Source organism: Thioalkalivibrio sp. ALE12, from assembly GCF_000381105.1.
Classification (GTDB): domain Bacteria; phylum Pseudomonadota; class Gammaproteobacteria; order Ectothiorhodospirales; family Ectothiorhodospiraceae; genus Thioalkalivibrio.
This window is the reverse complement of the sequence record NZ_KB905907.1, coordinates 47,630-68,720: the sequence shown is the minus strand read 5'-3', so window position 1 is coordinate 68,720 and position 21,091 is coordinate 47,630. Positions and strand designations below refer to the sequence as shown.

Annotated in this window: 36 protein-coding genes and 2 tRNA genes; 16 read left to right on the top strand and 22 right to left on the bottom strand. The window is 65.1% G+C overall.

Going from position 1 to position 21,091, the window contains the following annotated elements; genetic code table 11:
- Window positions 1-108: 108 nt before the first annotated feature.
- Both F614_RS0106320 and F614_RS0106315 read right to left on the bottom strand, forming a co-directional pair.
- Window positions 109-441 carry a type II toxin-antitoxin system PemK/MazF family toxin gene (locus F614_RS0106320; RefSeq protein WP_019558537.1) on the bottom strand — a complete coding sequence of 111 codons (333 nt, stop codon included), beginning with the start codon at window positions 439-441 and terminating at the stop codon, window positions 109-111.
- The gene (locus F614_RS0106315) at window positions 431-631 is read right to left on the bottom strand and encodes a DUF2281 domain-containing protein (protein ID WP_018876411.1); all 201 of its coding nucleotides are present in this window, start codon (window positions 629-631) and stop codon (window positions 431-433) included. The genes F614_RS0106320 and F614_RS0106315 overlap by 11 nt, the downstream gene beginning before the upstream one ends.
- A 134-nt stretch (window positions 632-765) precedes the next feature.
- Between F614_RS0106315 and uvrC the strand changes: the two genes are divergently transcribed.
- The 6 genes from uvrC to F614_RS0106285 all read left to right on the top strand — a co-directional run bounded on the left by uvrC (window position 766) and on the right by F614_RS0106285 (window position 6,528).
- The gene (gene uvrC, locus F614_RS0106310) at window positions 766-2,592 is read left to right on the top strand and encodes an excinuclease ABC subunit UvrC (RefSeq protein ID WP_019558536.1); all 1,827 of its coding nucleotides are present in this window, start codon (window positions 766-768) and stop codon (window positions 2,590-2,592) included.
- 260 nt (window positions 2,593-2,852) lie between these two features.
- On the top strand, window positions 2,853-3,404 hold the full coding sequence (gene pgsA, locus F614_RS0106305) for a CDP-diacylglycerol--glycerol-3-phosphate 3-phosphatidyltransferase (protein ID WP_018882611.1): 552 nt from the start codon (window positions 2,853-2,855) through the stop codon (window positions 3,402-3,404).
- A 141-nt stretch (window positions 3,405-3,545) separates the two neighbouring features.
- A complete protein-coding gene (locus F614_RS0106300) occupies window positions 3,546-4,895 on the top strand; it encodes a sensor domain-containing diguanylate cyclase (protein ID WP_019558535.1) in 1,350 nt (449 codons plus the stop codon).
- Window positions 4,896-4,937: 42 nt separating this feature from the next.
- Window positions 4,938-5,013 (top strand) — tRNA-Gly (locus tag F614_RS0106295).
- A gap of 91 nt (window positions 5,014-5,104) precedes the next feature.
- Window positions 5,105-5,178, top strand: a tRNA-Cys gene (locus F614_RS0106290).
- A 162-nt stretch (window positions 5,179-5,340) separates the two neighbouring features.
- A complete protein-coding gene (locus F614_RS0106285) occupies window positions 5,341-6,528 on the top strand; it encodes an integrase arm-type DNA-binding domain-containing protein (protein ID WP_019558534.1) in 1,188 nt (395 codons plus the stop codon).
- Here F614_RS0106285 and F614_RS0106280 read toward each other — a convergent pair.
- From F614_RS0106280 to F614_RS15050, 18 genes are all read right to left on the bottom strand, one after another.
- Entirely contained in the window at window positions 6,512-6,727 is a 216-nt protein-coding gene (locus F614_RS0106280) for a hypothetical protein (RefSeq protein ID WP_019558533.1), read from the bottom strand. The two genes, F614_RS0106285 and F614_RS0106280, sit on opposite strands and share 17 nt — an antisense overlap.
- Window positions 6,728-7,207: 480 nt before the next feature.
- The gene (locus tag F614_RS0106275; protein ID WP_019558530.1) at window positions 7,208-7,522 is read right to left on the bottom strand and encodes a hypothetical protein; all 315 of its coding nucleotides are present in this window, start codon (window positions 7,520-7,522) and stop codon (window positions 7,208-7,210) included.
- Window positions 7,512-7,820: a hypothetical protein gene (locus F614_RS0106270; RefSeq protein ID WP_155986833.1), complete on the bottom strand. Its 309-nt coding sequence runs from the start codon at window positions 7,818-7,820 to the stop codon at window positions 7,512-7,514. Before F614_RS0106270 ends, F614_RS0106275 begins: the two co-directional genes overlap by 11 nt.
- A complete protein-coding gene (locus tag F614_RS0106265; protein WP_019558528.1) occupies window positions 7,813-8,088 on the bottom strand; it encodes a hypothetical protein in 276 nt (91 codons plus the stop codon). Before F614_RS0106265 ends, F614_RS0106270 begins: the two co-directional genes overlap by 8 nt.
- Entirely contained in the window at window positions 8,085-8,498 is a 414-nt protein-coding gene (locus tag F614_RS0106260; protein WP_019558527.1) for a hypothetical protein, read from the bottom strand. The genes F614_RS0106265 and F614_RS0106260 overlap by 4 nt, the downstream gene beginning before the upstream one ends.
- Entirely contained in the window at window positions 8,498-8,950 is a 453-nt protein-coding gene (dut, locus tag F614_RS0106255; RefSeq protein WP_019558526.1) for a dUTP diphosphatase, read from the bottom strand. The genes F614_RS0106260 and dut overlap by 1 nt, the downstream gene beginning before the upstream one ends.
- On the bottom strand, window positions 8,940-9,185 hold the full coding sequence (locus F614_RS13925; RefSeq protein ID WP_019558525.1) for a hypothetical protein: 246 nt from the start codon (window positions 9,183-9,185) through the stop codon (window positions 8,940-8,942). Before F614_RS13925 ends, dut begins: the two co-directional genes overlap by 11 nt.
- Window positions 9,178-9,468: a hypothetical protein gene (locus F614_RS0106245; RefSeq protein WP_019558524.1), complete on the bottom strand. Its 291-nt coding sequence runs from the start codon at window positions 9,466-9,468 to the stop codon at window positions 9,178-9,180. The genes F614_RS13925 and F614_RS0106245 overlap by 8 nt, the downstream gene beginning before the upstream one ends.
- A 32-nt stretch (window positions 9,469-9,500) precedes the next feature.
- Window positions 9,501-9,914 carry a single-stranded DNA-binding protein gene (gene ssb / locus F614_RS0106240; RefSeq protein WP_019558523.1) on the bottom strand — a complete coding sequence of 138 codons (414 nt, stop codon included), beginning with the start codon at window positions 9,912-9,914 and terminating at the stop codon, window positions 9,501-9,503.
- A complete protein-coding gene (csrA, locus tag F614_RS0106235) occupies window positions 9,914-10,111 on the bottom strand; it encodes a carbon storage regulator CsrA (RefSeq protein WP_019558522.1) in 198 nt (65 codons plus the stop codon). Before csrA ends, ssb begins: the two co-directional genes overlap by 1 nt.
- An 11-nt stretch (window positions 10,112-10,122) precedes the next feature.
- Window positions 10,123-10,650: a hypothetical protein gene (locus F614_RS14085; protein ID WP_019558521.1), complete on the bottom strand. Its 528-nt coding sequence runs from the start codon at window positions 10,648-10,650 to the stop codon at window positions 10,123-10,125.
- Window positions 10,638-11,060, bottom strand: a complete 423-nt coding sequence (locus F614_RS0106225; protein WP_019558520.1) for a hypothetical protein — start codon at window positions 11,058-11,060, stop codon at window positions 10,638-10,640. The genes F614_RS14085 and F614_RS0106225 overlap by 13 nt, the downstream gene beginning before the upstream one ends.
- An 88-nt stretch (window positions 11,061-11,148) precedes the next feature.
- Window positions 11,149-12,801: a lambda-exonuclease family protein gene (locus F614_RS0106220; protein WP_019558519.1), complete on the bottom strand. Its 1,653-nt coding sequence runs from the start codon at window positions 12,799-12,801 to the stop codon at window positions 11,149-11,151.
- Window positions 12,798-13,613 (bottom strand): phage recombination protein Bet, encoded by an 816-nt coding sequence (gene bet, locus F614_RS13915; protein ID WP_019558518.1) that lies wholly within the window; start codon window positions 13,611-13,613, stop codon window positions 12,798-12,800. The genes F614_RS0106220 and bet overlap by 4 nt, the downstream gene beginning before the upstream one ends.
- Window positions 13,610-13,861, bottom strand: a complete 252-nt coding sequence (locus F614_RS0106210) for a hypothetical protein (RefSeq protein ID WP_155986832.1) — start codon at window positions 13,859-13,861, stop codon at window positions 13,610-13,612. Before F614_RS0106210 ends, bet begins: the two co-directional genes overlap by 4 nt.
- Before the next feature lie 11 nt (window positions 13,862-13,872).
- A complete protein-coding gene (locus tag F614_RS0106205; protein ID WP_019558516.1) occupies window positions 13,873-14,064 on the bottom strand; it encodes an AlpA family transcriptional regulator in 192 nt (63 codons plus the stop codon).
- The gene (locus F614_RS0106200; protein ID WP_019558515.1) at window positions 14,061-14,303 is read right to left on the bottom strand and encodes a hypothetical protein; all 243 of its coding nucleotides are present in this window, start codon (window positions 14,301-14,303) and stop codon (window positions 14,061-14,063) included. The genes F614_RS0106205 and F614_RS0106200 overlap by 4 nt, the downstream gene beginning before the upstream one ends.
- Window positions 14,304-14,499: 196 nt before the next feature.
- A complete protein-coding gene (locus F614_RS15050) occupies window positions 14,500-14,631 on the bottom strand; it encodes a hypothetical protein (protein WP_019558513.1) in 132 nt (43 codons plus the stop codon).
- Between the two features lie 177 nt (window positions 14,632-14,808).
- Here F614_RS15050 and F614_RS14810 point away from each other — a divergent pair, with 177 nt between their 5' ends.
- A complete protein-coding gene (locus F614_RS14810; protein ID WP_155986831.1) occupies window positions 14,809-15,402 on the top strand; it encodes a hypothetical protein in 594 nt (197 codons plus the stop codon).
- 6 nt (window positions 15,403-15,408) lie between these two features.
- Here F614_RS14810 and F614_RS0106175 read toward each other — a convergent pair whose 3' ends face one another.
- Together F614_RS0106175 and F614_RS0106170 are read right to left on the bottom strand one after the other, a co-directional pair.
- On the bottom strand, window positions 15,409-15,642 hold the full coding sequence (locus F614_RS0106175; protein WP_019558510.1) for a hypothetical protein: 234 nt from the start codon (window positions 15,640-15,642) through the stop codon (window positions 15,409-15,411).
- Window positions 15,639-16,547: an XRE family transcriptional regulator gene (locus tag F614_RS0106170; protein WP_026329816.1), complete on the bottom strand. Its 909-nt coding sequence runs from the start codon at window positions 16,545-16,547 to the stop codon at window positions 15,639-15,641. The genes F614_RS0106175 and F614_RS0106170 overlap by 4 nt, the downstream gene beginning before the upstream one ends.
- 88 nt (window positions 16,548-16,635) lie before the next feature.
- Between F614_RS0106170 and F614_RS14395 the strand changes: the two genes are divergently transcribed.
- The 9 genes from F614_RS14395 (at window position 16,636) to F614_RS0106130 (ending at window position 21,077) form a co-directional block, all read left to right on the top strand.
- A complete protein-coding gene (locus tag F614_RS14395; protein ID WP_019558508.1) occupies window positions 16,636-16,860 on the top strand; it encodes a helix-turn-helix domain-containing protein in 225 nt (74 codons plus the stop codon).
- Window positions 16,861-16,913: 53 nt separating this feature from the next.
- Window positions 16,914-17,147: a hypothetical protein gene (locus F614_RS0106165; protein WP_019558507.1), complete on the top strand. Its 234-nt coding sequence runs from the start codon at window positions 16,914-16,916 to the stop codon at window positions 17,145-17,147.
- A gap of 17 nt (window positions 17,148-17,164) precedes the next feature.
- A complete protein-coding gene (locus F614_RS0106160; RefSeq protein WP_019558506.1) occupies window positions 17,165-17,470 on the top strand; it encodes a helix-turn-helix domain-containing protein in 306 nt (101 codons plus the stop codon).
- Window positions 17,471-17,656: 186 nt separating this feature from the next.
- Window positions 17,657-17,905 carry a hypothetical protein gene (locus F614_RS0106155; protein ID WP_019558505.1) on the top strand — a complete coding sequence of 83 codons (249 nt, stop codon included), beginning with the start codon at window positions 17,657-17,659 and terminating at the stop codon, window positions 17,903-17,905.
- Window positions 17,902-18,771 carry a YdaU family protein gene (locus F614_RS14080; protein WP_019558504.1) on the top strand — a complete coding sequence of 290 codons (870 nt, stop codon included), beginning with the start codon at window positions 17,902-17,904 and terminating at the stop codon, window positions 18,769-18,771. Before F614_RS0106155 ends, F614_RS14080 begins: the two co-directional genes overlap by 4 nt.
- Entirely contained in the window at window positions 18,768-19,187 is a 420-nt protein-coding gene (locus F614_RS14075; RefSeq protein ID WP_019558503.1) for a hypothetical protein, read from the top strand. The genes F614_RS14080 and F614_RS14075 overlap by 4 nt, the downstream gene beginning before the upstream one ends.
- Window positions 19,184-20,506: a replicative DNA helicase gene (locus F614_RS0106140; RefSeq protein WP_019558502.1), complete on the top strand. Its 1,323-nt coding sequence runs from the start codon at window positions 19,184-19,186 to the stop codon at window positions 20,504-20,506. Before F614_RS14075 ends, F614_RS0106140 begins: the two co-directional genes overlap by 4 nt.
- Window positions 20,506-20,721 carry a hypothetical protein gene (locus tag F614_RS0106135; protein ID WP_019558501.1) on the top strand — a complete coding sequence of 72 codons (216 nt, stop codon included), beginning with the start codon at window positions 20,506-20,508 and terminating at the stop codon, window positions 20,719-20,721. Before F614_RS0106140 ends, F614_RS0106135 begins: the two co-directional genes overlap by 1 nt.
- Window positions 20,718-21,077 (top strand): dATP/dGTP diphosphohydrolase domain-containing protein, encoded by a 360-nt coding sequence (locus F614_RS0106130; RefSeq protein ID WP_019558500.1) that lies wholly within the window; start codon window positions 20,718-20,720, stop codon window positions 21,075-21,077. Before F614_RS0106135 ends, F614_RS0106130 begins: the two co-directional genes overlap by 4 nt.
- Window positions 21,078-21,091: the final 14 nt, after the last annotated feature.

Here is a 21,091-nt window from a genome sequence, read left to right as displayed (position 1 = left end):
GCCACGCGCCTGCGGCGCTCGCGATGACGCTGTGCTTCCCCTGTCATTGCGAGGCCCCGCAGGGTCGGTGGCAATCGGTCAGTTTACGGGCAGGGCCGAGCTCCCCGCCTACGGGCAATGGAAATGGCGGCAGAAATGCGCCCGGATCTCATCAACGGTTTGTGCGTCGAGCTTCGCGTATTGACGAGTGATCAGACGGCTACTGAGCGTGAAGATCTTGTCGTAGCGAACCCAGCTGGTCTTGGGAAGTGAACCCTCCAGCAACATGTTCGGGTTCACTTCTATTGCATGAGTCTGGTTTGGCGACGAAGTGACGGCGAGCGCAGCGAAATCGCCGAATCGATCGATCTCGGAGAGGACGAGAACAGGCCGGCGTTTTCGAGTGGTCAGGTCCGAAAAGGGAAAGGGGATGGCAACGATAGCTCCCGGCTCAGCGGTCATCCCAGACCTCGTCCTCGGGGTTTTCCCAGATCGATCCGAGAGCAGTTTCCTGGGCCTTCTTGATGTCTTCGCCAGGCGTGTCACTCAGACCGTGCTTGGATTCCAGATAACCAATGAAGTCCAGAACTTCGCGCGAAAGGGGCTCGGGCAGGCGTTTGACCTCTTCATAGATCTGTTCGGCGATATCCATGGCTCGGTCCTCCCGGTACGTCGCCTCGAGTGGCGAAGACTTATAAGTAATGGCATCAAGGATATCCCGAATGGTATCGGCTGCGCACGGGGCTATGCCGGAGGGTGGGGCAGTTCCGGTATCCTGATGCGATCATGAGTACCCCCGAGACCGGATTCGATCACAAGGCCTTTCTGCAGTCGCTGACGCAGTCCCCCGGCGTGTACCAGATGCTGGATGCGTCGGGGGCGGTGCTGTATGTCGGCAAGGCGCGCAACCTGAAGAGTCGGGTGGCGAGCTATTTCCGTGGCAGCGATGACCGCGGCCCGCGCATCCGCTCGATGGTGCGGCAGATCGCGGATATCCGTGTGGCGGTGACGCACACCGAGGCCGAGGCCCTGCTGCTGGAGGCCAACCTGATCAAGCGCCACCGGCCGCGCTATAACGTGCTGCTGCGGGACGACAAGAGCTACCCCTACATCTACGTGTCCAGCCAGGAGTATCCCCGGCTCGGGTTCCACCGTGGTGCGCGCAAGAAGGGCGTGCGTTACTTCGGGCCGTACCCCTCGGCCGGGGCGGTGCGCGAGAGCCTGGCGCTGCTGCAGAAGCTGTTCCAGGTGCGCCAGTGCGAGGACAGTGTGTTCGCGCATCGTTCCCGCCCCTGCCTGCAATACCAGATCGGGCGCTGCACCGCCCCCTGTGTCGGCTACATCGAGCCGGAGGACTACGCCCGCGACGTGGAGGCTTCGGTCAAGTTCCTCGAGGGCAAGAGCGAGGCGGTGGTCGCGGAATTGATGGAGCGCATGGAGGCGGCCTCCGCGCGCCTGGATTTCGAGCACGCGGCGCGCCTGCGCGACCAGATCGCGCGGTTGCGCCAGATCTCCGAGCAGCAGTTCGTCTCGGGCGGCGAGGGCGATGCCGACGTATTCGCGCTGGCGCAGGAGGCGGGGGCCTGCGCGGTGGAGATCTTCTTCGTGCGCAATGGCCAGAATCTCGGCAACAGCGAGCTGTTCCCCAACGTGCCCGAGGCCACGGATACGGACGAGATCATGGCCGCGGTGCTGGCGCAGTACTACGCGGAACGCGAGCCTCCGGCGCGCATCCTGCTTTCGCACGAGCCGCAGGGTGCGGAGGCACTGGAGGCCTTTCTGGCGGAACGTCGTGGCGGGAAGGTCGCGCTGGCGTGGTCGCTGCGCGGCGAGCGGGCCCGCTGGCTGGACATGGCGCGGCGCAACGCCGAGCTGGCGCTGAAGACCCGCATCGCCAGCCAGGCCGGGCAGACCGCGCGGCTGGATGCCCTGACCGCCGAGCTGGGGCTGGAGGAGGCACCCCGGCGCATGGAGTGCTTCGATATCTCGCACACCGGGGGCGAGGGCACCGTGGCCTCCTGCGTGGTGTTCGGGCCGGAGGGGCCGATCAAGTCGGACTACCGCCGCTTCAATATCGAGGGGATCGAGCCGGGCGACGACTATGCGGCCATGCATCAGGCGCTCAGCCGGCGTTTCGCGCGGCTGAAGAAGGGCGAGGGCCAGGAACCGGATATCCTGTTCATCGATGGCGGCAAGGGCCAGGTGACGCAGGCGCTGAATGTGCTGGCGGATCTTGGGCTGGACCACATCAAGGTGGTGGGCGTGGCCAAGGGCGAGGAGCGCAAGCCGGGGATGGAAACCCTGATATTGAGCGGGGTAGAGGCGCCCTCTATACTCCCCGCGCATTCCGGCGCGCTGCATCTGATCCAGCAGATCCGCGACGAGGCCCATCGGTTTGCGATCACCGGACACCGCGCCCGCCGCGCGAAGGCGCGCAAGGAATCGACCCTGGAGGCCATTCCGGGGCTGGGGCCGAAGCGGCGCAGCGCGCTGCTGAAGCACTTCGGCGGCCTGCGGGGCGTCAGCCGGGCCGGGGTCGAGGAGCTGACCAAGGTGCCGGGGATCCATCGACGCCTCGCGCAGTCGATCTACGACCAGTTTCACGAGAGTTAAGGAAACACTGATTAATGTGCACGCTCGCGTTGGCACCTCAGGTTTTCCGAGTCAAGGCGCGGTGCGCAGCCGGTAGTGGTTCTAGCGGCAAGTGCCGCAACGCAGGATCGGGGAACCTGGGGTGCCAACCCCGAAGGGGCTCCGGCGTTGCGGTTCGCTTGTGCAGAATGACTGCACGGCGGTCACTGCGCATTAAACGCACGCAAAAGCGACTCGCGCGCGAGCGTGCACATTAATCAGTGTTTCCTTAAGCTACTGCCATGTTCCCCCAACTGCCCACCTGGCTGACCTGGTCGCGGATCGTAATGATCCCCTTGCTGGTGGCCGCGTTCTACGGCCTGGCGATGCCGCTGGGCGGCGTCCTGGCCGCCATCATCTTCGCCCTGGCGGGGCTGACCGACTGGCTGGATGGCTATCTGGCCCGGCGCTGGAAGGTGACCAGCCGGTTCGGCGCCTTCCTGGACCCGGTCGCGGACAAGCTGATCGTGGCCGCGGCGCTGGTGCTGGTGGTCGATCACAACCCGGGGCTGGGCCTGGCACTGGCCGCGATCGTGATCATCGGGCGCGAGATCGCGATCTCCGCGCTGCGCGAGTGGATGGCGGAGATCGGCGGCAGCGCCAAGGTGGCGGTGTCCTGGGTGGGCAAGGTGAAGACCACGGCCCAGATGGTCGCGATCTTCCTGCTGCTGTGGGCGGAGCCGATCGCCGGGCTCCCCACCTTCGTGATCGGCGAGTGGTTGCTGTATCTGGCCGCGGCGCTCACGCTGGTCTCGATGATCCAGTACATGCTGGCTGCCGCGCGAAGCAACTGACACGCGGCGCAATCCCTTCTAGTCGGCGTCCCTGACGCCACGCGACAAGCGGCGCCCACCGGGCGACCCGGTGCGTTCCGCCGCGCCGGGGTTTGGCGATACACTGCGATGATCGACCACGTGTCGCCCGCGGGAGCGCCTATGCCCGGCCCCCAGCTAGACCTCGACAACATCCAGACGCTGGAGGCGCTTCAGGGGCTGCTTCCCGGTTTCGTCTACCAGTTGCGCCGGGGGCCGGACGGGCATTTCGCTTACCCCTACGTGGGGGAGGTGGTAGAGCGCTGGTTCGGCGTGAACCGGGAGGCGCTGAAGTCCGACGGGGGGCCGCTGCTCGACTGCATCCATCCGGATGATCGCGAGTGGGTCATGCGGTCGACCATGGAGTCCGCGGAGCACGCGGAGCCCTGGAGCATGGAATTTCGCATGCGGTGTCACGGGGGCGGGGAGATGTGGCTGTCCGCCTACGATACCGTCCGCCGCTTGCATGACGGGACGATCGTCTGGACCGGCTTCGCCACCGATATCACGGAGCGCAAGGAACTGGAGGCCTCGCTGCGCCAGAGCGAGGCCAAGTTCCGCGCCTTCGTGGAGACGGCCAGCGACGTGATCTATTCGCTGCGTCCGGACGGGGTACTGACCTACGTCTCGCCCAACTGGACCGAGAACCTTGGGCACCCGGTGAGCGCCGCGATCGAGCACTCCATCGACGAATACGTAGCGCCGGAGGACCTGCCGGCCTGCTACGCCTTCCTCGACCACATCGCGCGCACCGGCCAGAAGGCCGGTGGCATCGAGTATCGAATCCGCCACCAGGACGGGCATTATCGCTGGCATACCAGCAACCTCTCGCCGGTACTGGACGCCGAGGGTCGGGTTACAGAGCTTCTCGGCATTGCGCGGGATATCACCGAGCGCAAGGCGACCGAGGAGCAGATGCAGCGCCTCGCCCATTACGACCCGCTCACGGACCTGCCGAATCGCACCCTGTTCTATCAGATCCTCGAGCACGAGCTGGCCGGCGCGCGGCGCGAGGGGCAACAGGTGGCCCTGATGTTCGTGGACCTGGACGAGTTCAAGCCGGTTAATGACCGCTATGGCCACGCGGTGGGCGATCTCCTTCTGCGCGAGGTGGCGTGGCGCCTGACGGGCGCGCTACGGGAAAGCGATGTCGCCGCGCGCATCGCCGGCGACGAGTTCGTGGTGATGCTGCCGCGCTTTCAGTCGGCGCAGGAGAGCCGGGCGCAGGCCGCCGCGATCGGCGAGAAGATCCGTGCCGCCCTGGCCGAGCCGTTCGACTGCGACGGCGTCGAGGTGGGGATTTCCTGCAGCATCGGGATTGCGCTGTTTCCGCTGGATGCTGCCGACGGACCGGGCTTGTCGCGGGCGGCAGACGCCGCGATGTATGTCGCGAAGAATGCCGGACGCAACCATGTGGTGGTGTTTGACCGCGCGGTGCATGGCGCCGGGGCGATCGGCTACCGCGGGTATTGACCTGCCGGGAATCTGCGGTAGAATACGCGCCGATAACGAAGAGCGGGAATAGCTCAGCTGGTAGAGCACAACCTTGCCAAGGTTGGGGTCGCGAGTTCGAATCTCGTTTCCCGCTCCAACAGATTCCTGAAACCCCGGTTCCGCCGGGGTTTTCTGTTTCGGCCCGCGCAGATGCCCGTGCGTTCGCGGACCGGAACCCACCCGATACAGGCTGGGTGGCAGAGTGGTTATGCAGCGGACTGCAAATCCGTGTACGCCGGTTCGATTCCGACCCCAGCCTCCATTTCCCTGTTTTTCCGTGTTCCGGGGCGTTCCATACGCCCCTTTTTTTGGCCTCACAGAGCCATTTCCTTGTTTCTCCCTGTTTCAGACGGTACGTGACAGTGCCGATCAAGTGCGGGTAGGCTTGCGGGTAGATACCCACAAGGACGGATCCTTTACCCACATGAGCCACGCAACCCACAAGCTCACCGCGGCCCAGGTGAAGCGCGCGAAGTACGAAGGCCGGGCATTCAAGCTGGCGGACGGCCAGGGCCTGACCCTGGTGGTGAACCAGCACGGCCGGTACTGGCAGCTGCGCTACCGCATTGGCGGCAAGGAGCGCACGTACAGCATCGGGATCTACCCCGAGGTCTCGCTGGCCCGTGCGCGCGAGCTGAAGGACGAGGCGCGGCAGCTGATCAAGGAGGGCATTGATCCGGTGGCCCACCGCCGGGCGCGTCGGTGGTCTCAGGTGCAAACGGCCGAGGATACCTTCGAGGGGCTGGCGCGCGAGTGGTGGGATACGCTACATCGGCACGAGACCGTGCAGAAGCACGCGGAGCGCAACCTTCGCCGCCTGGAGGTCTACGCCTTCCCGCTGTTGGGGCGCCGGCCGGTGCGTGAGATCACCGCCGGCGAGGTGCTGGAGGCGCTGCGCGTTCCGGAGCGCCAGGGGCGGCTGGATACCGCGCATCGGGTCCGTGCGCTGATCGGGCAGGTGATGCGCTACGGCATCCCGACGGGGCGCACGGAGCGCGACGTGACCCGAGACCTGAAGGGTATGCTCCGATCGCCGCGGGTGACGCACCACAAGGCGGTGCTGGAGCTCGACCAGCTGGGCGCCATGCTGCGCGCGATGGACGACTACCCCGGAACAGCCACCGTGCGCGGGGCGCTGCGCCTGGCCCCGATCCTGTTCTGCCGGCCAGGTGAGTTGCGCAAGCTGCGCTGGGACGACTTCAAGGGCGAGGTCTGGCATTTCCAGCCGTCCAAGGACGGCGACCCGCTTCTGGTCGAACTGCCGCGCCAGGCCCTGCAGATCCTCGACGAAATGCGGGCGCTCAACGGCCGCGGCGAATACGTGTTCCCCTCAATGCGTGGTCGCGGCCGCCCCATGAGCGAAAACACGGTCAATGCGGCGCTGCGCCGGATCGACTTCGCCGATCAGAGCGGGCATGGATTCCGGGCCGTGGCGCGCACGATCCTTGTTGAGCGCCTGGGCTGGCCAGTGGAGGTCGTGGAAATGCAGCTCGGCCACCGCGTCCGGGATATGCACGGGCGAGCCTACAACCGCGCGCAGTGGTACGAACAGCGCCGGGATATGCTTCAGCAGTGGGCGGACTGGCTGGACGGGCTCAAGCGCCCCGAGTAGCCGGCACCGCAAACCCAGCAATCTGTCGGGGCCGCGGCGGTTCTTCGATCAGCTCCCCCGGCCAAGCAATCGTCCCGCCCGGGTCCAGCCGCTTGATCTCTGCCGACAGCTCGCGCTCGGTCAGGCCGCGCAGGCTGGCGGCTTCGGCGCGGGTCAGGCCGACGTCGTGGGCGAGGCGCTTGAGGTCGCGGTAGGTCATTCTCCCCTCCAAACCCGCATCAGCGAGTCTTGCCAGCGTCCGGGGTGGTAATGGGTCATGGGCGCTCGCTTATCAAATCCGCCTGTAGTTACCCATTCGACAGGTCCGACAGCCTCGGGAACACGCGGGCGAAGCTGGTACTGCCTGGCTCCGGAAATCCGCCCTGTCGCCACATACTCCGCCCAGGGCTCCAACCCCTCCGCGCTGCAATACTGAACGCCTTCGGGGTCTGTGAGGGGGAGGTACGTCTCCATGCTGTCTATGAGCGCTGCCGGAGCCAGCGCGGGCGAGATTGTTCCTTCGTGCCTGGTCCAGCCCATCACTCACCTCCCTGATCTTTGAGTTTCGCTTCGGCACGATCCGCTCGTCGCCGCTCCAGCTCGCGACCGGCCATCTCTTTGAGGCATGCGTTGGCCAACATCAAAGCCAACGTGCCAAGGGCTGCAATCACCGCGAGCAGCGTCCATCCTGAGATACACATCACGCACCCCCTCCCGGCTTCGGCGCGGCTGCGAGCATGGCGTAGTACATTGATACTGGGCAGTCGATCACGTCCTCAGTAGCTTCGATCATTTGTTCTGTCGGCTCTACAGGCACCAACTGCCACCCGCTAGGCACCGTCTGGGCTTGTTCAAGGCCCTCGCGAATCTTGTTCATTACCTCGTAGTCACGCCGGGCCACGGCGAGCTGTTTCCGCAGCGCCTTGTTCTCAGCGCGGAGCCGCTCGATCTCGATCTGATAGGCCGCGCCCTCGCACGAGCCGGCGCAGTGCGGGCCGTGGTGTTTATCGTTCATGGTCGGCTCCTTTGTCGTGGGCGTAGGCGACTTCGATCAGCTTCGCAAGTTTTGTGGTCGCCATATCTGTTCGGGAATCCAGCTTTAGTACTGGCACACCATGAACAGTTAGCGCACCCATCGCTCGCAGCACCTCTCGCGCTGCCTCCCGCGCTGCCTCCCGCAGCGCTTCGTTCTCCGCGCGCAGGCGTTCGATCTCGTCGGCGGCCCGGTTTAGCCCGTTCGCCATGTCGCCTACGGAGTACGCTTGGTTCAGGTCGGCTAGGTCGTCCAGCCGCTTCACAACATCTTCACTCACGATCCATTCCCATCCGCGCGCGGTGCAGCCGACGCTGGCGGTCGTTTTCGCTGACCGCTTCGGCTACGAGTTCGCGCACGAACCCCTGGTGCTGATACGCCAGCCAGCTGCAGTTTGTTTCGCTAAACCCGTCAATGTCCGCCTGCACGGCGTCGATCTCTGCACGCTCCAGCGTCAGGAGTAGCGAGTACATTTCGTTCATCTTGCTTGCGAGCGCATCGGTGATCGGTCGGCCTTTTGCGTTGCGCTTTTTTACTCGGTCAGTCATGCATCCATCCTCGGCTGTGTCTGTGTGGTCTGCGGCCGGCGGTGTACCGCCGTCCACGGGTTCGCCCGCTTCGCCTGGCGCCCGGCGGCAATCAGGCGCAGTACAGAAAAGGCGTCTCCGGTTTCGGCCGCGCGTAGGTCCGCGATGTAGGCCGAGAGCCCCTCGTCCTCGTACAGGCCGCCCGGTAGGTAGCAGAAGCACGGGATACGCGCCTTCAGCGCCTCGCGCACTGCAACGCAGTGACCGCAGGCCTTGGTTTTGTACCAACGCCCGTCGAACAGCGTGCGCGTTTCTTCGTATTCGTCAGCAACCTGGATCTTCCGGCCGCAGTCGCCGCATTGATGGGGGCGGTTGGCGCGACGCCGTTGCGTCCATGTGGCGTCCGCGACTTCTCCGCAGTAGCAGTCCATCACGCACCCCCAGTCGAGCCGAACCCGCTGGACCCGCGCTCAGTGGCGTGGAAAGACTCCACCACGCGGAACTGCGGCTGTACGACGGGCACGATCACGAGCTGCGCGATGCGGTCGCCGGGGTTGATCGTGAAAAGATCCGGCCCCCGGTTCCAGCAGGAGACCATGAGCGGCCCCTGATAATCGCTGTCGATCAGCCCGACCAGGTTGCCGAGGACGATCCCGTGCTTATGGCCCAGCCCGGAGCGAGGGAGGATCATGGCGGCGTAGCCCGGGTCCGCGACGTGGATCGACAGCCCGGTCGGGATCAGGCGGCAGTCGCCTGGGTCCAGAGTCGCCGGCTCGTACTCCATCGCCCGGAGGTCCACGCCAGCCGATCCCTCGGTGGCCGGCGCGGGTAGCGGGTACTCCGTGCCGATGCGCGGGTCGAGGATCTTGAGGTCAATCTGCATCGTCGTCGTCCTCTTTCCGTTTTGCGAGCATCGCGTCGGCGACCTCGTAGGCGTATTGCGCCAGTTCTTCGGGCTTCGGTCTGGATGCGGTGCTGGCTGCGCACTCACCTTGCGCCACCTGCCCGGCGAACCAGTCCCGAATCGAAAGGCCGCGCCAAGTCGTTATTTCTGCCCCCTGCTTCAACTGGGTAGGGAAGGCTGGTCCGCCCCATCGGTCGAATGGGTGATCACTCACGGCCCACCTCCTTCCCGCGGTTCACGACTACGCGCGACACAACGGCGTTGCGCGGGATGTGCATTTCGCCACAGATGTGCTTCGCACCGTCCGGCCCTTCGGTGACATGAGGCGCAATCACCAGCACGCCGTTGCGCTCCGCTACCACCACGCCGACGCTGGTTACTCGGGTCGGTGTGGCCTCCAGATCGTTGATGTCCGTCCAGCCGGGGCCAGCGCCGTAGGAGTCCAGCCAGGTGACAATCTCAATAGTGCGGGTCGGGAACGGCTTGGAAGTCGGCATATCTATGCTGCATGGATCCATTGGCTCTCTCCTCAGAACGGCACGTCGTCGTCTACCGGCCCGCCGCCCTGGGGCGCCTGCTGCGCCGGGGGCTGCTGGCTGCCGGACTGGCCGCCGCCGACCATCTGCATTTCGCTGGCGACGATCTCGGTGCTGTAGCGGTCGTTGCCGGACTGATCCTGCCACTTGCGGGTCTGGATCTTGCCTTCGATGTAGACCTGCGCACCCTTGGCCAGGTACTGCGTGGCAATGTCGGCGAGCTTCCCGAACATCACCACCCGGTGCCATTCGGTGTTCTCGCGCTTCTCGCCGCTGTTCTTGTCGGTCCATTGCTCGGACGTGGCGACGCTCAGGTTCGTGACCGTCGTTCCGTTGGCGGTCTCCCGGCGCTCGGGGTCTTGTCCCAGGTTGCCAAGGAGGATTGCTTTGTTGACGCCTCGTGCCATTATTCCGTCTCCATGTTGTGTGCTGCTTCGTCGATCCGCGCCTGTACTTCCTCGCGATGAACCGTCACGTGGCTCGGCGCGGTGATCCCGACCCGAACCTGGTTGCCCTTGACGCCGAGCACCCTGATCTCGATTTCGTCGCCTGTGCCTCCGTAGAGGATCAGGCTTTCTTCTGGCCTGCGGGTGAGGATGAGCATCGTTTCTCCTTTCAGTCCGTGGTCTGTACGCGGATCGGCTTGGCATCCATTTCCAGCGGCTGGTCGCTGACAAACAGGTTCAGCCCCTGGATCTGCACCAGGGCATCCGTTTCGGCGTCGAAGAAGTATTCGGTGTTGCAGGCGGAATCCCCGTAGTAAACCCCGTCGGCTCCCGATGCTTTGCGCAGAACGCGCCCGACGCTGCTGCTGGTCGTCCGCTCTACTCGGTCCGGCGGGGTCAGGAAGGTGCAGATGTTCACCGGCGCGCTGCGGGCCACGTAGTAGCCCAGCATCTGCCCGGTATCGGCCACTACGTAGACGTAGAACGTCTTGTTGGGCTCGTCCATGCGGCGCATGTACTCCGCCACATATTCGCGGGTGAGGAAGTTGCTCACCTCCGGGATTCGCACGCTCTGGTGCGCCCGGTCCATGATGTTGTCGCGCGCGGTCTCCTGCTGCTGGCTGGTGCTGGCTTCATTGCAGCCAGACAGCGTGAGCGCGGTAGCGGCCAGGGCGATGGTGGCGATTACTGTGCGCATGTCGTGTCTCCTTCGGTGGACAGTTGGTAGGGCAGATTCGAGGCCCGGAAGCGGGCGCTGGTGTAGTCCTTCGAGGCTTCGGCGTTGTATCGGTTGACGGTGCGCGCCACCTGCGTCGTGAGCCCCGCGATGTTGCTTTCGATGCGGTCGCGCACGCCGTCGTCAGTGACGCGCTCCAGGCGGTCTCGCTGCGCGGCCAGGGCCGCTTTCTGCGTCTGAACCGATGCGCACAGATCGAAGAAATGCTCGTACCGGCTGATCCGCGACGGGGCCGATTCGATCTGCTCCTCGCCGGAGATCACGCCTCGCACCTCGGCGGTGTAGTAGCGGATCGCCCAAATGGCGGCGACGAGTAGCGCGATGGTCAGGATGGTCGCGACGAATAGCGCGAATGCTTTGGCTGCTGTCATGGTTCGTTTTGCTCCCTCATTGAATGGGGCCTGCTGACCGGACCCCGGCAGGCTCGGGGCGTGTGATGCGGCCGGTCTCCGTGGGGGGTTATGCCGCCTCGCGGCGCTCCGAATCGCGGACGTATGCGATATGCCGGATCAGGGCGTCGCAGATCGCGTCAAAGTCGCGCTCGCGGTACAGCACGGCGCGGCCTTTCTTCTCGGCAGCCGGGATGCCCAGGGTTGACTCGATGAATTCGCCGTTGATGGTCAGTCCCAGGCGCGCGGTGATGTCGCCGATCTTGAGCGTGGCGGGCGCGTCCGAATCGGGCTCGGGATCTTGCGCCGGGGGCCAGGTTTCGCCGCCCTGCGCCGCTTCGTCCGCTCGGTCCTCCTCGCGATTGAGGCGGCCCACCTCCGCAGCGGCTTCTGCGTTGGCCTTGCGCTGGTTCGCCTGCTCCTGTTCTTGCCGCTGGCGCTCGGCTTCGACGTGATCCGCGATGCGCGACTTGGCCGCAGCCTCCATGTCCTCGGTCGCCTTCATCACCAGCTGTTCGCGATCGGGGAACAGGGCCGGGTAGTCGCTGGCGATCTCGTCGAGGCGCTGCAGGTTCCGGCGCACGCGCTCGGCCGTGTCGCTGGCGGCCAGCTTGGCATCGGCCACGGCCTGTTCTGCGGCGTCCCGCAGGGTGTCGACGGTCTTCTTGCCCTTCATGGCGTCGGCCACGGATTGGGCGGCATCCGCCGGCACGCCAAGCGTGATTCCCAGGCCCTGGCTCAGGGAGGCGTAGTGCGCGCGGATGGCGTGTACCGCATCGTTGCGGATCTCGTCGCGGATGCCTTCCTTGCGCGTCTTGACCGATTTCTCCAGATCGAGGCGCGTCTTCCGCGTGTGCTCGCGGATCTCGTCGATGGTTCGGAACAGCTGGTCCAGATCCTCGGTCTGCGCGAGCGCGTGGTCCTTGGCGGCCTGCAGGCGGCTTTCGACGTCCTTTGCCCATTTGACCGTCGCCTCGGCATCGGCGAAGTCCTGATCGGTCTGCAGGTCGGTGTTGATGCCCTGGATCACGGCCATGGCGTGCTCGCGGAACTCCGCCACGTTGGATGCTGCGACTTCGCCGCGCACCTCGATGTGCAGAGCGGGCAGGGTGCCCGGGCCGTTGCCGGTGGCTTCGGCCTTGCGCTCGCGAGGCTGGTACTCGGCCAGGTCCGCATCGAACTGGCGCCAGCCGGCCAGCAGTTTCTCGGCATCGGCCGGGTTCAGCTGGACGCTGGTGCTGATCGTTCCTTCGTCGGTGCCGTCGGTGACGGTGTAGATGCACCGCTGCGCGCCGGTGATGTGCAGCTGCTGGACGACCTGCCAGTAGTCGCACTCGGGAACTCGGCCGTTGCGCACGTCCTCGGCCTTCTCGGCATTCATCTGCTTGCATTCCCAGATCGTGGTGCCTTCCATGTTCAGGCCGTCCAGGGACGCCAGCAGGTAGCCGTCGTCGTCCACCACGGTGACCGGGAAAAGAGTCTCGCCGATGCGGCCCTCGATGATCGGCCGGGCCTTGGCCTCGACTTCGTGGCCCTTGTCGAACACGCGCTGCAGCTGCGGCGAGACCTCCTGCGTGTCGCCGGTGGCTTTCTGCCGCAGAAGCTCTTGGCGGCTGGTGTGGCTCGAGACGCCCATCATGGCGGGGGCGTCGGAGGCGGTGCGGTACTTCGCTCGGGCATCCAGCCATTCCTGACTGCCCTGCTGGATGTTGAGGATCTTCATGCGGTCTCTCCTTCGTTCTCCTGCAGCCATTCGCCGTCAATGGCTTCGGGTTCGTCGGTTCTGCCGGCCTGGCGGATCGCCTGGCGCTGCTCGTCGGTGAGCTGCCAACGAGTCTCGGCCATGCTCACGACCTTCTCGGCATCCATGCGGCCGGATTCGATGGCGCCGGCCCATGCCTGCATCTGCTGCTGGAACTCGTCGTCGGTGAGCTGGGGAAGGGCGGGGCGTTCGGGTTCCTGCGGGCGAACCGTGGCCGCGCCGGTCACCGCTTCGTCCACGCGGTCGGCCTCGTCCGGGTCCACGACACCGGAGAAGCCAAAGGCGTAGCGGGCCGCCTGGATCGCGGCCTTGTGCCGAAGCATGCGCGCCGGCCACTTCTTCCATGTGTCGGTCGGGCGGCTGCACTCCTCCATGTACTCGGTGACGGCCACGGGCCGGTTGCGGTCCTTGCGGTACATGCGGCAGGTGATCGCGAGGATCTTGCCCTGGTCGCTCAGCTGATCCTCGAACTCCATCCCGTCGAACTGCGGGTGGCTGTTGATCATGTGCATCCAGCCGTCGATGCTCACGATGGGCTGGATGCCGCCGCCCTTGGCCGGGAACGCATAGATCTGCTTGGTGATCGGGTCGAGGCCGTACTTCTTGGCGGTCAGCAGGAACGCCGCAAACTGCTCGTTACCGGCATCGGCCGGGAACACGGTGGCCCGCAAGGTTTGCTCGAACTTCGCCGGGTCCATGCCGAAACGCTCGGCCATATCGCGCAGCACGGACGGCTGCCGGGCTCCATTGGTCTGTTGCATCTGGTTGCTCATGCCGCACCTCCTGCGCGGAACTGGGCGACGCTGTTCTCGGTCATGGGAACCTCGCGGACCTTGCCGGCGATCTCCTCGGGCACGCCTTCGCGCACCATCTGGATGATCTCGGCCTGGCTCGCGACGTTCGCGCTGTAGTCGGCCTCGGATGCGTGACGGATCGCCTGGCTGCGGTTGTAGGCCCACACCATGCGGGTGTTTCCGTCTCGGTCGGTCACGCGGTACACGCGCTTCGTTGTCTGCTTCATGTCGTCCTCCATTACTCGCTCGCCTCGGGCAAGCGGTTGATCCATTCCTCGACGTCTCGGCGACGCCAGGCGATAGTGGTTCCCAGCGTGCGCGGCGGCGGGAACTCGCCCCGCCGGCGCAGCCGGTAGATGGTCGTTCGGCTCATGCCGGTCATGCGGATCACGTCGTTCTGACGCAGTAGTTCGGGCTGCACGGGGTTCATGCCGTGGCCCTCCGCTCGGCCTTGTCTTCCTCGGCCAGCCGCTTCCGATTCGCAATCCGCCTCTCGGCAGCGGCCCGGATCACGTCCTCGATGCGCGCGGTCCAGTCGGCGTCCTTGAGGACCAGGAAGCACGTCTCGTCGTCGCTGGCGATTTCTTCCATGACGGCTTCGAGCTCGTCGCGCTCCGGGTCGTCCGGCTCCATTTCGTAGTCCCAGGGTTGTACGGCGGGGTAGGTCATTGGGGTTGCCCTCCAAAAACATGCCCGCGATGCGCCGGATGCCCGGTGCTGCGGACGAACAAGTCAGTGATGATTCGGTCGTGCATGGCGGCCTGGTCGCGGTCGTCGTAGGACTTCACGCCCTGCGCGTGGTGGCTCCAGCGCCAGCCGTCGCCTCGGGTGCGCACGGCTTCCCTGAAACTTCCGCAGGGGAACATCACGACTGCACCCGGCGGATCAGGGCTTCGATGGTGTCGCTGATCAGTGCCAGGACGCCGAAGCCGAAGCACAGGCCGCTGTACACGACGGTGAGCCAGAAAGCGGTTTCGATAGCGGTGAGGTCGGTCATGGGTGCGGCTCCGTCCGGTTGCGTTGGACATAGTACAACCCAAGTTGTCCATTCGTGTCAACAACCCCAGTTGTTTTTTTATCGGGCCTGTTCTCGCCCTGTTGCTCAAGATCTAGGTTCGGATAGGATTCACGTAGGAATTTTGTGGAGTGACACGGTGAGAAAGGGAGCGGTGCGATGAGAGCAGGGGTAGGTTTGGTTCTTGCGGCGGGGGTTAGCAGCTTGCTTTTGGTGGGGTGCGCAACCAGCAAGGTATGGCATCACCCGGGTAAGTCCTCACAGCAGTTCCACGGGGATTCAGCGCAGTGCCAGGCGATCGCGGGGCAGGCCGGCGCAGCCAACCCACAGATTCAGCCGGTGCCGGGTAGTGGTGCGATGGCGGGCGGATTCGCCCAGGGATGGAATCAGGCGTCTGCGGTGGGTGCTGCGGGTGCGCAGCAAAGTGCTTTCCGGAGCTGCATGATCGGGCAGGGGTGGCGACTGGTGGACGAGGACTCCATTCCCAGCCCGGTCGCCACGTCGCAGCCGACATCGAGTGATGATCAGGAGGTTCTGGACGCGATCGACGCGAACCCGCCGCTACGCGACTGGATGGAGAACGACCCGGCTCGCTGGAATCTAGCGGTGGATATCGATACCAGAATGATGGACAACCCGGATTTCGATCACCTCTCCGTGGAAGAGCGATTTTCGATGGTCGTAGAGGCGGTCGAGAATTTGGTCGAGGAGCATGGGGAACCGCTCCTGAACTCGTACAGGCACCCTCAATAGAGGCGGCTACCCCCGGCTGGCGCGCTGGGTGCGGATGCGCACGGCCTCCATCTCGCCGTAAGTGAACTCCATCAGGCGGTCGCGCAGGTACTCGGACAGCCCTTTGCCCTCAATGGCGGCCAGGGCGGACAGGTCGCAGTACAGCTGCTCGGGCAGGTTCACCTTGGCTACATGGTCGTTGGGGCCAAGGTCGCGCGGCAGGGTGCGCCCGCTGCGGGAGAACATGGGTTCGTCGGTCATCGGAGGTTCCGCTTGTGCTGGACGACCGGGCCGATCAGCGTGCCCGGATTGCTGGAGTCGATGGTGATGCTGGCGTAGTCGGGGTTGAGCGGCACCAGCTCATAGACGGGGTGGCCCTGCTCGTCGCGGCCCCGGTCCCGGTATTTCTTCACCGTGGCTTCGGTGTCGCTGTTGACCCTGGCGACCACAACATCCCCCGGCCGCACGCAAGCGTCCGGGTCGACGATGATGATCTCGCCCTCGCGAAACTCCGGCTCCATGCTGCGGCCGCGAATCTCCAGAGCGAACGTATAGGGCCCCAAGGACTCGGCGGATGCCGGATCCAGCCATTCCATTCGGTGACCGTCGCCTTTCGCGTAGGCGTCGACGATCTCCCTCGGGGCGCCGGCCTCCACGTAGTCCACAACCGGAATTTGCCGGGCCTTTGTAACGGTAGGGATCGCATAGAACTCCGCGTCCGCTTCCGCTACAGAAGAGGCCCGAACACTGCGCTCCCCGTCGCGCCACCCAGGACAGTGTTCATCCAGCGCGTCTTCCAGGTCGTAGGCCGTCGCGAAAGGTGCAACGTATGCGCCACCAGGCAGTCCCTCGACAAATTGCACCAGCTGGTCGTGCGCCGACTCTTCAGGGTCGAAGTCTCGCAAGAATCTATGGATGGCGTCGTGGGCTGCTGAACCAAGGTCTCTGCCTCGATCCTCGGTTCGCTCCCTCGGGCCCGCCCCGGTATCCAGCCATTCAGTTGAGACGCCGAGCGCTTTAGCCAAAGCGTGAGTGTGGCGCGACCACTCGGCACCTTTCTCCAGCTTTGCAACCGCCTGCTGGCTCACACCGGCGTTCTTGGCGAGCTGCGTTTGCGTCAAGCCCGATGCGATCCGAGCCTCTTTTAACCGGGCACCGAGTGTCATAGCGCACGAAGCTACAACGCTTGTTGTGTAACCGGCAAACAACCCGGGGAGTTGACGCGCCACAACTCGGGTTGTATAACTGTCGGCCATGAATCGTCTAGTCCTAAAAGCAGCCAAGCAAGCCGGGGGGCAATCCGCCCTTGCCAAGGCCTGCGGCGTGAAACAGCAGCACGTATGGAACTGGATTCACAGAGACAGCCGCGTCCCCGCGGAGCGCTGCATGGCAATCGAGCGAGCAACCGAAGGGGCTGTGACTGCGCGCCAGTTGCGCCCCGACGTGTTTGTGGGCGTTGACCATAACGACGCCGCCTGACCCGATCTCACAACCGGGTCGGATCCACCGGCCCGAAACGAAGGAGCGCGAACATGATGGAACCCCGTTTCAGCCGGTCGATTCACCGGACGACCGAGGGCAAGGCCACCGAGGAGATCAAGGTGCGCGTGTCCGAGGAGGTCAAGTCCGAGTTGGCGGCCCTGGCAGCAGTGCATGGGTACACCCTTGGCGAGTATTGCCGGGTGGCGCTGACAACACACACCCGCGGTCACTTCCATGTCTTGCAGCTTGCCGCAGGAGCCCATGAGCCGGAAGGGCGCGAATAGCCCCGCAAGGAGGAACCATGGACATCCAGACACCCGCAGCCCGCAGCACCGACCCCCACACGAGCCACGCGGCCGCTGACGCGATCACGGCCGGCGGCAAGCGACACAGGCAGATGCTGGACACCGTGCAGGTGGTCCGAGCGCATCCGGGCCTGACCAGTGCGGAGCTGGCCCGCATGGGGATTGCCGAGCGACTAGGGCTCGACCGGTATCAGATCGCTCGCCGTCTCCCGGAAGCGGAGACCGCGGGGTATGTGACGCGGGGCCGGTCGCAGCGCGACATCACCACCGGACGCCTTGGCGTGACCTGGTGGCCGGCATGAGCCGCTGGACGGACGCCCGGCGCCAGGCACGTCGGATCGCTGAGGCGAAGACCGACGCAGGCCGCAAGCGAGCTGCGCTGACGTGGTGCCGGAAGGTGAAGGCGGCGCTGAGGTAGCACCCACAAAAAAGCCCCGGCTGGCGGGCGAAGCCAAGTGCCGGGGCTGCCACTAACGAACGAGGTCAGTATGGCAAATAAGCAAATCGCAGTAAACGTTTACGCGAACTCCGAGTTTTATACCGATCGAGTCGCGGAGGTTGAGGCTTCTCCAAACGGGGCGATCACCGTGACCGTCAAGGGGTGCGGCCCGGCCATCCTTTTGGAGTTCAACACGGTCATGGCCTATCGGTTTTCAAAGGCCCTTGGCGAGGCCATAAAGCGACAGCTCGACGAATGCCGCCACGCCATTGGACGCCCGGAGGAGGGTGGCGAATGAACCACTACCGCCACCACATTGGCGACTACCGCAAGGACACGTCGCACCTGTCCCTGCTGGAGCATGGCGTCTACCGACAGGCGATCGATCTGTACTACCTGAGCGAATCCCCCCTTCCTTCGGACATGCAAAGACTCATGCGTTTGCTATGCGTTCGCACTGCGGACGAGGAGCGCGCTCTGTGCGCAGTGCTTGAGGACTTCTTCACGCTGACGAATGAAGGCTACGAACACGCCCGATGCAAGCGGGAACTCGAGGCAATTTACGAGAAATCCGAGAAGGCCAGGGAGTCCGCGCAGAAGCGGTGGGGAAAGGAAAAACAAGACGTTACAAAGGCAGACGCCCAGCAAAATGAAGGCGCAATGCGAACGCATAGCGAAGGCAATGCGAAGGCAATGCTACCCAGTAACCCAGTACCCAGTAACCCAGTACCCAAGGGAAAAGATCTATTGGACGGTTCTGACGAACCGACCGACACGAAGGGTCAGCCGGAAGCGAAACGCAACGAGTCCGAATACCCGCCAGAGTTCGAGGCACTTTGGGCTCAATACCCGAAGCGGGGCGGCGACAACCCGCAGAAGAAGGCGTTTAAGGCCTACACCGCCAGACTCCGAAAGGGCGTAACCCACGAGGACATGATGGCCGGGGTTATGCGGTACGCGGCGTACTGCGAGCAACAGGGGAAAGTCGGCACCGAGTTCGTCAAGCAGGCGGCCACGTTCTTGGGCCCGGACGAGCACTGGCGTGAGGAATACCGGCCGCCAGCCAAGCCGACCATGACCGTCCACAACGGCGGCCTGAAACCCGCCGTCGATAACTCGGATGTCGCCCGTCGCTGGGCGGCCAAACAGGGAGGTGTCGCATGAGCCCCGATGATCGTTCGATGTTTGCGTCCACGGTGACCGCGACCCTGGAGCTGTACCGGCAATCGGTGAGCGAGGCGGCGCTGTCGATGTGGTGGGCCGCGCTCCAGCCGTTCGAGCTTCGCGAGGTGCAGGCCGGGTTGCAGGCGCATATCCAGGACGCCCACCGCGGGCGGTTTGCCCCGGTGCCGGCGGACGTGATCGGCCATGTCGAGGAACTGCGCGGCGAGTCCCTGCCGGCGCGTCCGGCGATCGAGCAGAAAGGCGAGTGGGCGAAGCTGCTGCGCCGGTACGGCATTCCGGCTTCGCAGACGGCCGGCATGGAAGGCGATCAGGTCTGGGATCTGATCCAGCGGGCGCACAAGGCGCAGCGGTCCAGCCGAGTGCAGCTGCGCGCCCTGGAAGGGGGCAAGGCATGAGCGCGCCGAAGATCCCGAACGCCACAGAGAGCGAGCGCGAGATCCTGGGGGCGTGCCTGGTTGGGCGCTTGGACTTCCGGGCAGTGCAGGAGCAGGTCGACCGGGATGATCTGTACCAGATCGACCACCGCGAGCTGTTCGAGGCGATGGCGGCCCAGCTGGACGCCAACGGCGAGATCGACGGCCCGCTGCTGATGTCGCGGCTTGAGGGCGATGCCCTGGCCACGGCAGGCGACCTACTGGGAGGCTCGTACCTGCTGGCCCGGTCGTACCAGCAGCACCTGGCCGAGATCCGCGATACCGCGCAGCGCCGCCGCCTGATGGCCGAGGCCGATGCGATCTACCAGGCCGCGCTGTCGGCGGAATCGTCCGAGGAAGCGATCAGCGATTCGCAGGGGCGGATGCTCCGCCTGGCGGCCGGCCAGCAGACGTCGGGCCCGGTGACGATCACCGAGGCGATGCGCGAATGGCTGGAGGAGCTGGAGGAGCGGGTCGAGGACCACGGCGACCGCATGGGGATCCCGACGGGGTTCCCGAGCCTGGACCAGACGATGGGCGCGATGGAAGGCGGCGAGCTGGTCGTGGTGGCCGGAAGGCCGGGTATGGGCAAGACGACCCTGGCGATGAACATTGCCGAGAACGCCATGCTCCGGGACGACCGCTCGGTGCTGGTGTTCTCGCTGGAAATGCCGCGCAAGGAGCTGGTCAACCGCATGGCGTCCAGCATTTCGGCGCTGGACATGGCCGCGCTCAAGAAGCCGCAGCAGATGGGCGAGGTCGAGTGGGCGAAGGTGAGCCAGGCGATCCATGCGGTCCACGACAAGCCGATGCGGATCGACGACACCGGCGCCCTGCATGTACAGCAGCTGCGCGCCCGGGCCCGGGTCGCTCACCAACAGCAGCCGGTGCAGATGATCATCGTCGACTATCTCGGGCTGCTGCGCGCGGACGGCCGCTCGCTGTACGAGCAGGTCACCGAGATCAGCGGGCAGCTCAAGGCGCTCGCGAAAGAGCTGGACGTGCCGGTGATTGCGCTGTCGCAGCTAAACCGGGCCGTGGACAAACGCCCGACCCCGATCCCGCAGATGAGCGACCTGCGCGACTCCGGATCCATCGAGCAGGACGCCGACAAGATCGTGTTCCTGTACCGACCGGCGGCCTACCCGGGGCACGAGGACGAGGGGCCCGAGGCACAGGTGATCGTCGCCAAGAACCGCCAGGGAGAGACCGGCACTTGCCGACTGAACTTCCAGGGCCAGTACAACCGTTTCCGCGAAGTGGTGACCGGGTACGAAGGCATGGAAGGGAGGTTCGGCTGATGGGCGCCGCACACACAAAGCTGAGCCTGCGCGGCCGGGTCGACCGGCAGCGGGGAACGATCACTGAATGGCAAGAGCTGGCAATGAGCCTGGGCGACCGGGTGGACGAGCTGCGCGACCTGGCCGAGATCCAGCGCCTGATGGTCAAGGAGCTGAACGAAGAAAACGAGGAACTGCGCCGCCGGATTGCGCGGTACGAGGGGAGAAAGGGATGAGCGAGAAGCGAGACGACATGGGCGACGACTGGCCGGGACATACGAGCCCCTGCGTCGGGCATGCGGCAGAGCAGGGCGATGTGGTGGGCCGAAAGTACGACCACGAAAAGCCCCGCATGGACCTGATCCCGCCGCGCGCCGAGTGGGCGATGGCCGAAGTGCTGACCTACGGCGCGCAGAAGTACGGCGAGGACAACTGGCGCCTCGTCGAGAACCGGCGCGCTCGGTATCTGGCTGCGGCCCTGCGGCATATCAACGCGTACCGCGAAGGCCGCGAGACCGACGAGGAGACGCTCATGCACCACCTGGCGCATGCGATGTGCTGCCTCGCCTTCATCGTCGAGGAGGAAACCTGATGCCCTTCGACGAG

Excerpts from the sequence above, each read along its gene's own strand:
- F614_RS0106320 (WP_019558537.1), bottom strand. The coding sequence starts at position 441 with ATGACCGCTGAGCCGGGAGCTATCGTTGCCATCCCCTTTCCCTTTTCG.
- F614_RS0106315 (WP_018876411.1), bottom strand. The coding sequence starts at position 631 with ATGGATATCGCCGAACAGATCTATGAAGAGGTCAAACGCCTGCCCGAG.
- uvrC (WP_019558536.1), top strand. The coding sequence starts at position 766 with ATGAGTACCCCCGAGACCGGATTCGATCACAAGGCCTTTCTGCAGTCG.
- pgsA (WP_018882611.1), top strand. The coding sequence starts at position 2,853 with ATGTTCCCCCAACTGCCCACCTGGCTGACCTGGTCGCGGATCGTAATG.
- F614_RS0106300 (WP_019558535.1), top strand. The coding sequence starts at position 3,546 with ATGCCCGGCCCCCAGCTAGACCTCGACAACATCCAGACGCTGGAGGCG.
- F614_RS0106285 (WP_019558534.1), top strand. The coding sequence starts at position 5,341 with ATGAGCCACGCAACCCACAAGCTCACCGCGGCCCAGGTGAAGCGCGCG.
- F614_RS0106280 (WP_019558533.1), bottom strand. The coding sequence starts at position 6,727 with ATGACCTACCGCGACCTCAAGCGCCTCGCCCACGACGTCGGCCTGACC.
- F614_RS0106275 (WP_019558530.1), bottom strand. The coding sequence starts at position 7,522 with ATGAACGATAAACACCACGGCCCGCACTGCGCCGGCTCGTGCGAGGGC.
- F614_RS0106265 (WP_019558528.1), bottom strand. The coding sequence starts at position 8,088 with ATGACTGACCGAGTAAAAAAGCGCAACGCAAAAGGCCGACCGATCACC.
- F614_RS0106260 (WP_019558527.1), bottom strand. The coding sequence starts at position 8,498 with ATGGACTGCTACTGCGGAGAAGTCGCGGACGCCACATGGACGCAACGG.
- dut (WP_019558526.1), bottom strand. The coding sequence starts at position 8,950 with ATGCAGATTGACCTCAAGATCCTCGACCCGCGCATCGGCACGGAGTAC.
- F614_RS0106245 (WP_019558524.1), bottom strand. The coding sequence starts at position 9,468 with ATGCCGACTTCCAAGCCGTTCCCGACCCGCACTATTGAGATTGTCACC.
- ssb (WP_019558523.1), bottom strand. The coding sequence starts at position 9,914 with ATGGCACGAGGCGTCAACAAAGCAATCCTCCTTGGCAACCTGGGACAA.
- csrA (WP_019558522.1), bottom strand. The coding sequence starts at position 10,111 with ATGCTCATCCTCACCCGCAGGCCAGAAGAAAGCCTGATCCTCTACGGA.
- F614_RS14085 (WP_019558521.1), bottom strand. The coding sequence starts at position 10,650 with ATGCGCACAGTAATCGCCACCATCGCCCTGGCCGCTACCGCGCTCACG.
- F614_RS0106225 (WP_019558520.1), bottom strand. The coding sequence starts at position 11,060 with ATGACAGCAGCCAAAGCATTCGCGCTATTCGTCGCGACCATCCTGACC.
- F614_RS0106220 (WP_019558519.1), bottom strand. The coding sequence starts at position 12,801 with ATGAAGATCCTCAACATCCAGCAGGGCAGTCAGGAATGGCTGGATGCC.
- bet (WP_019558518.1), bottom strand. The coding sequence starts at position 13,613 with ATGAGCAACCAGATGCAACAGACCAATGGAGCCCGGCAGCCGTCCGTG.
- F614_RS0106210 (WP_155986832.1), bottom strand. The coding sequence starts at position 13,861 with ATGAAGCAGACAACGAAGCGCGTGTACCGCGTGACCGACCGAGACGGA.
- F614_RS0106205 (WP_019558516.1), bottom strand. The coding sequence starts at position 14,064 with ATGAACCCCGTGCAGCCCGAACTACTGCGTCAGAACGACGTGATCCGC.
- F614_RS0106200 (WP_019558515.1), bottom strand. The coding sequence starts at position 14,303 with ATGACCTACCCCGCCGTACAACCCTGGGACTACGAAATGGAGCCGGAC.
- F614_RS15050 (WP_019558513.1), bottom strand. The coding sequence starts at position 14,631 with ATGACCGACCTCACCGCTATCGAAACCGCTTTCTGGCTCACCGTCGTG.
- F614_RS14810 (WP_155986831.1), top strand. The coding sequence starts at position 14,809 with ATGAGAGCAGGGGTAGGTTTGGTTCTTGCGGCGGGGGTTAGCAGCTTG.
- F614_RS0106175 (WP_019558510.1), bottom strand. The coding sequence starts at position 15,642 with ATGACCGACGAACCCATGTTCTCCCGCAGCGGGCGCACCCTGCCGCGC.
- F614_RS0106170 (WP_026329816.1), bottom strand. The coding sequence starts at position 16,547 with ATGACACTCGGTGCCCGGTTAAAAGAGGCTCGGATCGCATCGGGCTTG.
- F614_RS14395 (WP_019558508.1), top strand. The coding sequence starts at position 16,636 with ATGAATCGTCTAGTCCTAAAAGCAGCCAAGCAAGCCGGGGGGCAATCC.
- F614_RS0106165 (WP_019558507.1), top strand. The coding sequence starts at position 16,914 with ATGATGGAACCCCGTTTCAGCCGGTCGATTCACCGGACGACCGAGGGC.
- F614_RS0106160 (WP_019558506.1), top strand. The coding sequence starts at position 17,165 with ATGGACATCCAGACACCCGCAGCCCGCAGCACCGACCCCCACACGAGC.
- F614_RS0106155 (WP_019558505.1), top strand. The coding sequence starts at position 17,657 with ATGGCAAATAAGCAAATCGCAGTAAACGTTTACGCGAACTCCGAGTTT.
- F614_RS14080 (WP_019558504.1), top strand. The coding sequence starts at position 17,902 with ATGAACCACTACCGCCACCACATTGGCGACTACCGCAAGGACACGTCG.
- F614_RS14075 (WP_019558503.1), top strand. The coding sequence starts at position 18,768 with ATGAGCCCCGATGATCGTTCGATGTTTGCGTCCACGGTGACCGCGACC.
- F614_RS0106140 (WP_019558502.1), top strand. The coding sequence starts at position 19,184 with ATGAGCGCGCCGAAGATCCCGAACGCCACAGAGAGCGAGCGCGAGATC.
- F614_RS0106135 (WP_019558501.1), top strand. The coding sequence starts at position 20,506 with ATGGGCGCCGCACACACAAAGCTGAGCCTGCGCGGCCGGGTCGACCGG.
- F614_RS0106130 (WP_019558500.1), top strand. The coding sequence starts at position 20,718 with ATGAGCGAGAAGCGAGACGACATGGGCGACGACTGGCCGGGACATACG.